The sequence below is a fragment of the Devosia sp. genome (assembly GCF_034675085.1).
Classification (GTDB): Bacteria; Pseudomonadota; Alphaproteobacteria; order Rhizobiales; family Devosiaceae; genus Devosia.
The window spans coordinates 1-6,242 of record NZ_JAUCDN010000199.1 but is presented as its reverse complement, the minus strand read 5'-3'; the positions used below and the strand labels follow the sequence as shown (position 1 = coordinate 6,242).

3 protein-coding genes are annotated in these 6,242 nt (G+C 61.3%); 1 reads left to right on the top strand and 2 read right to left on the bottom strand.

Annotated features, from left to right (window positions below):
* Together VDP82_RS12495 and VDP82_RS12490 are read right to left on the bottom strand one after the other, a co-directional pair.
* The coding region (locus VDP82_RS12495; protein ID WP_323015174.1) for a hypothetical protein at positions 1-516 on the bottom strand (516 nt) is incomplete at its 3' end.
* 643 nt (positions 517-1,159) lie between these two features.
* The gene (locus VDP82_RS12490) at positions 1,160-1,510 is read right to left on the bottom strand and encodes a hypothetical protein (protein WP_323015176.1); all 351 of its coding nucleotides are present in this window, start codon (positions 1,508-1,510) and stop codon (positions 1,160-1,162) included.
* Here VDP82_RS12490 and VDP82_RS12485 point away from each other — a divergent pair, their 5' ends adjacent.
* On the top strand, positions 1,511-5,977 hold the full coding sequence (locus tag VDP82_RS12485) for a RecQ family ATP-dependent DNA helicase (RefSeq protein WP_323015175.1): 4,467 nt from the start codon (positions 1,511-1,513) through the stop codon (positions 5,975-5,977).
* Positions 5,978-6,242: the final 265 nt, after the last annotated feature.

Genomic DNA, 6,242 nt, shown 5'->3' with positions numbered 1-6,242 from the left:
CAGCAGCGCAAATGTTTCGTCGGGGATCGGATGATGCGAATAAAAGGCGAAATGCGACTCGCTGGCGTCGTTCAGGGGGAAGGCGACGAAGGCCACGTCATATATATCGCAAAAGCCATAATATTTTCGATAAAATGGCGTGTCGAACCAGCTTGCCGGCAAATCCCGACGCAGCGAATAGGTCCGGAAGGTGCCGACATTCCTGAGGGGGATCAGGAAGGACGGATCGATGTCCCGGCGCTCCCAGACCTCCATCACACCCGCCATGTGCTTGCCCTCGGACTGTAGCGGGATCGGGTGAAGCGCTTCGCTGGCGACCACCCGCCAGCCGCGCAACTGGTCGGTTTCCTCAGTGCCTTCCATGCGGATGGCTCCGGCCCAAGTTGCATTCCAGACGCCGCCGAATTCGGAAAGGCGAGCCATCAGATGCATGATCGCCGTCTTCGATTGACTAAGCTCGAAGTCTGATAAATCGTCCCATAAATTATGTATTTCTTCTTGTGGAGTGAAGAGCATCAATATTCGTTGGCGCGCCGGACACTTGATTCTCCTTTCTTACTCCGATGCCAAGTCATTGGCCAATAGCGTTCCTACGCGTTGCCGGCTCTTGCTGCTCCCGCAGTACAGGGCGTCCAGGAAATCAGATTGGGCGCCACCCTGAGTTCGCCCGAAGCCTCTCATCTGTCGGGGAGCCTGATAGCAAACCCACTGGGCACCCAGATGCCGTGAGCGGGAGCCATCCACCTCATTTGGAAGGGGAGGCGTCGCAACCAGACCGCTTCCGATCCGAGGCTGTGTGAGAACTCGCTGCTCTGAGCGAACGGTTAACTGATCAACGGTGCCCACATGTATTGAATAATCGGGACAACATCGAAGAATTTATCTCGCCTTAGATGCCCACTGCGCACTATCAATGTGTTTCTGCAGGCCCTCGTTCCTGCGCTAGACGTCTCATGCACCGGGTCGCAACTGCCGTATGAACGAGCCAAATCAAGACCTGTTGCAGCAGTGCCTGTCCATCGACATTGAGGTCAATCCGGCGACCGGGGTGCTTTTTGCATTTGCGGCCGTTTCTTCAGATGCCGCAGCCTCGATTATCGCCGGCGCGGGCCAGATTGAGCAGGGTCTTGATAGCCTCGAGCGCCTTGCGCCAGATGACCTATACCTGCTCGGGCATAATATCCTGCGACACGACCTGCCACACCTTGCGGCAGTCCGGCCAGCGTTGGCGAAGCTGTTCTCTGCGCCAATCGACACGCTGTGGCTCAATCCGCTGGCCTTCCCACGCAATCCGTACCACCATTTGGTCAAGCATTATCATGATGGTCGCCTCCAGAGCGGCCATGTGAATGATCCTGAAATGGATGCGCGGCTGGTGTTCGACGTATTGCGCAACCAGCTTGCTGCGCTTCGGCAGCTTGACCGTGACCAGCCAGATGCTGTCAGCGCCTATCATTTCCTGACCACCAGAGCCGAACAGTCGGCCGGCTTCGACGCCGTCTTCCGTCATGTGCGGGAGGCGCAGGCGCCAAGCCTCAGCGAGGCGGAGCAGAGCATTCTCCGCCTCCTCGGTGGGCGCGCCTGCAACTCGGGAACAAGACAGCTTCTGCAACGCCTTTCCAACCCGCAGCGCGGCTGGCCGACAGCCTACGCATTGTCCTGGATTCTCGTCGCCGGTGGCGAATCCGTCATGCCGCCCTGGGTGCGCATGACGTTTCCTGAGGCCGCCCAGATTGTGCGCGACCTTCGGGATAGCGCATGCGATGATCCGGCCTGCACATGGTGCCGGGAACAGAACGATCCGGTAACGGCCCTGTCACGCTGGTTTGGCTTCGATGGTTTCAGGCCAGAACCCGTCGACGACATGGGGCGTCCGCTGCAGGAGCGCATCGTTGATGAAACGATGAGAAGCGCGTCCTTGCTCGGCATCCTGCCCACCGGAACGGGGAAATCCGTCTGCTACCAAATTCCGGCCTTGTCCAAATTCGACAAGACGGGGGCGCTGACCGTGGTCATCTCGCCCCTCGTGGCCCTGATGGCCGACCAGGTGCAGGGCATGGAACGCTCCGGCATTGCCTCGGCCGTCACCATCAATGGCCTTCTCTCCATGCCGGAGCGGCAGGATGCCCTTGACAAGGTCAGGATGGGTGAAGCGTCCATGCTGCTGATCTCGCCCGAGCAATTGCGCAGCGTCTCCGTCCGCACCATCCTGGCGCAGCGCGAAATTGGCCTCTGGGTTTTGGACGAGGCCCATTGTGTTTCGAAATGGGGGCACGATTTCCGCCCCGACTATCGCTATGTCGGCCGGTTCATAAAGGAGAGCGCAGGCGATCAGTCGCCACCGCCGGTCCTTTGCCTGACTGCCACCGCCAAGCCCGAGGTCGTGCGCGACATACGCGACCATTTCCAGACCCGCCTGGGTATCGACCTGCAGTTGCTCGATGGCGGTTCGGTGCGCACCAATCTCAGCTTTGCCGTGCGGCAAACCAACAAGGCCTCCAAGCTGGCCGATATTCTCGATGTCATCGAGGACAAGCTCCCGCCACAAGGGGCCTCCGGCGCAATCGTCTATTGCGCGACTCGCGCCGAAACCGAGCGGGTCGCCGGCTTCCTCAAGCAGCAGGGCCTGGCCGCCGAGCACTTTCACGCTGGCCTGCCGCCGGATGAGAAGCGCGCCATCCAGGAACGCTTTCGGACCGGCGACCTGCGCATCATCGCCGCCACCAATGCCTTTGGCATGGGCATCGACAAACCCGATATTCGCCTCGTCGTTCATGGTGACATTCCCGGCTCGCTGGAAAACTATTTGCAGGAAGCCGGTCGCGCCGGCCGCGACCGCGACCATGCAGATTGCGTCTTGCTCTATGCATCCGAGGATGTAGAGCGGCAGTTCTCGCTCTCGGCCCGCTCCCGCCTTGCCCGGCATGAAATCGGCGCCATCCTGAAAGCCATCCGCCGCATGGATGAGCGCACCCGCAAATCGGGCAAGGTCGTGGCCACATCCGGAGAGATCGTCCACGCCGAGCGCGATCGGGAATTCGCCCGCGAGACGGCCACCGATGATACACGCGTCAAGACGGCAATCTCCTGGCTTGAGGAGGCAGCCCTGCTGGCCCGTGAAGAGAACCGGGTCCAGATCTTTCCCTCCTCGCTCCGAGTCAGGTCGATCGCCGAGGCCCAGGCGATCCTGGCGAAGGCAAATATGACCGACGCCAACCGGAACAGGCTTCTCGATCTGGTCCGCCACCTCATCAATGCGCCGCCCGATCAGGGCGTCACTACAGACGAACTCAGCGGCGCCAGCGGCTTTGCTGCCGGTGCGCTCAACAAGGCCATGTCCGATCTCGAAGCGCTGGGCATCGCCCGCAATGACACGGCGATTACGGTTTTCGTCCATGTCGGCGGCGACGGCTATTCGCGCCATCGCTTCGAGCTCGCATCGCGCCTGGAAACCGATCTTATCGCCATGATGCGCGAGGCGGCGCCCGATGCCGAGGGCGAGATCGGTGTGCCTCTCAATCTGCCCGCCACCTGCCAGGCTCTGCGCGATCATGGGCATTCCACCGTCGGTCCTGGCAATGTCGAGAAGCTCATTCGTGGCATGGGGCGCGATGGCCGCGACCAGGAAGGCGGCAAGGGTAATCTGCGGCTGCGCACGCTGTCGCGCACCACTCTTGCCGTGACCCTGCAGCGCTCCTGGCAGGCGCTTGAGCAGACGGCCTCTATTCGGCATCAGGGGGCGGAGCTTCTGCTCGCTCACCTGCTCGGCAAGGTTGCGAGGGGCACGCGGGGCAAGGATATCCAGGTCGAAACGACCATGGGCGATCTGTTGGCCACGCTGACGGGCGACGCTTTCCTGCGCAGCAGCAGCGTCAAGGAAATGCCCCGGCTGATGGAGCGCGCGCTGCTCTGGCTGCACGAACAGGAAATAGTGACCCTGGGCAAGGGCCTCACCATCTTCCGCCCGGCCATGACGGTGCACCTCAATCCCGGTGGTGGCCAGTTCACGCAGAAGGACTTTATCCCGCTCGATGAGCACTATGCCGAGCAGACGGCGCAGACCCATGTCATGGCTGCCTATGCCGAAAAGGGATTGCAGGAGATCAGAGAGGCTGTCCGGCTTTCCGAAGACTATTTCGTGCTCGACCGCGAGGCCTTCATGCGCCGCTGGATGCCAGGAAAGGGCATGGAACTCAGGCGTCAGACCACGGGTCCTGGCTCCGGCAAGACGCGCGTCCTCGTCCATCGTATTGCCTATCTCATCCGGGTTAGGCGCGAAGATCCGCGGGAAATCCTCGTTCTCACCTACAATCGCCACGCCGCATCCGAAATCCGCATCCGCCTGCGTCATCTGATCGGCGACGATGCCAATGCGGTCACCGTCTCGACCTGCCACGCCTGGGCCATGCGGCTGGTCGGCGCCAGCTTTGCCGGGACACAGACCGGCATCCGCGATTTCGACGGTGTCGTGCTAGAAGCGGTGCGTCAGCTGAACGGCGAGGGGTTGAGCAAGTCTGAAGCTGAGGCCGTGCGCGAGACGCTGATCCAAGGCTATCGCTGGATACTGGTGGACGAATATCAGGACATCGGACCCGAGGAATATGCCCTGATCTCGGCCATTGCCGGCCGCTCGCTGGAAGATGCCGATCAGAAGCTCAGCCTCTTTGCCGTCGGCGACGACGACCAGAACATCTATGCCTTTGCCGGCGCCTCGATCGACTTCATCCGCAAGTTCGAGAGCGACTACAATGCAAGGCCAGAATTTCTCATCGAAAACTATCGATCGACGCAGGCCATCATCGCTGCCGCCAACACGGTGATTGCCCCGGCGCGGGATCGCATGAAATCGGGCCATGACATCGTCATCGACCGAAGGCGCCGCAACCAGCACCCGGGTGGTGACATGGCGTCGCTCGACCCTGTCGTGCGCGGCCGGGTCCAGCTTCTCCATGCGCCATCCGGCGATCTGGCACAGGCCATGGCCGCCATCGATGAATTGGTGCGCCTCTCACGTCTGGATCCAGACTGGAACTGGGCCAATGCCGCCATCATCGCCCGCGACTGGCGCCGCCTGGAGCCAGTGCGTGCCTATGCCGAAGCGCAGGGCATTCCTGTTGAAATGGCCAATGAAAGCCTGCCCAGCATCTGGCGCCTGCGTGAAATGCAGCTCTTCATCGATGCGGTGCGGGCCGCACCGACAGGCATGATGACCATTGCCGACATGGTTTTGGCGCTGAATGCCATCACGCCTAATGCCTGGACCGATCTCATCGCGGAGGGTCTGGCGGCGCTTGCGCGGGAACTCGCCAGCCAGGCCATGCCGAGCCCCGACATCGTCGAGTGGTTTGCCGAATGGGCCAGCGACGCGCGGAGTGAGCAGCGTGGCCTGCTCCTGCTCACCGCGCACCGGGCAAAGGGGCTTGAATTCGAAGATGTCGTCATTCTCGACGGCGGTTGGGATAAACCATCCCGCAATGAGGATGCCGACGCCCCCCGCCGGCTATTCTATGTCGCCATGACCCGCGCCCGCCGCAGTCTGACGATCATGGCCGCCGGCACCCATGCCTTCGTGCCGGGTGACGGGACCATTGCCCTGCGCCGCCAGGCACCGCCCAGTGTTGCGCAAGAGTCCCTGGTCAATGCCGCCTATCAGGTCCCCGACCTCGCAGTGGTGGACCTGTCCTGGGCAGGCCGCCTGCGCCACGGAAACCCATCGATTGCGGCCATCGCCGCTGCCCGCGTCGGCGACCCGATACAACTGCGTCACAACGGTCAAAACTGGATAATAGAGGACCGGAACGGCGTGCAACTGGGCCGTATGGCCAAAGCTTGGTCACCGCCGGATGATTGCAAGTTTGTCCGCGGCATTATCGGCGCCATCGTCATCTGGAAAAAGACCGACAACCAAGAGGAGTACAGGATTCACATCCAGCGCGACAGATGGGAAGTCGTGCTTCCGGAAATCGTGTTCGAGTAAATTATAGAACCACTGCCAACTATTAAGTGACTGGGCATTAATAGGTAAATTCTTCAATAGGCAGCTTTCTCCTGCGGATTGTGCGACCATTTGGCCTGGTGCACGCGATGGATGCAGAGGGGGCTGAACACATGGTTCGAGCGAGAGCTCGCGCAGATGCAGGACGCTCGTATCCTCCGAGCGCCCATAACCGGCCGCGCGCCGGGGCTGTGCAAAGCAAAACCCGTGTATGTTACCAGTCGGCCAGGCGGGTGCTGTTCAGCAG

Coding starts and splice junctions, on each gene's coding strand:
- VDP82_RS12490 (WP_323015176.1), bottom strand. CDS start 1,510: ATGACGGAAGACGGCGTCGAAGCCGGCCGACTGTTCGGCTCTGGTGGT.